The organism is Vibrio sp. 1978 (genome assembly GCF_033344345.1).
The window spans coordinates 1-538 of the sequence record NZ_JAWPOP010000929.1; the positions used below are offsets into that span (position 1 = coordinate 1).

General features: G+C 48.0%; 1 protein-coding gene. It reads left to right on the forward strand.

Features of this window, described 5'->3' with window-relative positions; translation table 11 throughout:
• On the forward strand, positions 1–508 hold a 508-nt coding region (locus tag R8N49_RS29915; protein WP_318190805.1), incomplete at its 5' end, for an ABC transporter permease subunit.
• Between the last annotated feature and the right edge of the window lie 30 nt (positions 509–538).

Here is a 538-nt window from a genome sequence, read left to right on the forward strand (position 1 = left end):
CCAACGTTTGATTGAGGTTTGGTCAATGGTGCCATTCCTGTACGTCATTATGATTTTGGTGTCCATCGTTCAACCGACTTTCACGCTCTTTGTCGCCATCAACGTGTTGTTTGGATGGATGGGGATGACATGGTACATGCGTACCATGACTTACAAAGAATCTGCACGCGAGTACGTAATGGCAGCTCGTGCGTTGGGTGCCTCGACAGGCCGAATCCTGTTTAACCATATTCTGCCAAATACCATGGTCATGATTGTCACCTTAGCGCCATTTACTATTGCCGCCACTATCACCGCACTGACAGCGCGTGATTATCTTGGTTTAGGCTTGATGCCACCAACACCAAGCTGGGGTGAGTTACTGCAGCAAGGTAAGTCCAACTTGGACTCGCCATGGATTGTGGCGTCTGTTGTGACGTCCATTGTACTGGTACTGGTGATGGTCACCTTTATCGGTGAAGCGATTCGAGCGGCATTCGACCCGAAAAAATTCACACGCTATGTTTAAGCATGCATTGTGAGCAAAACATAAAAAAGG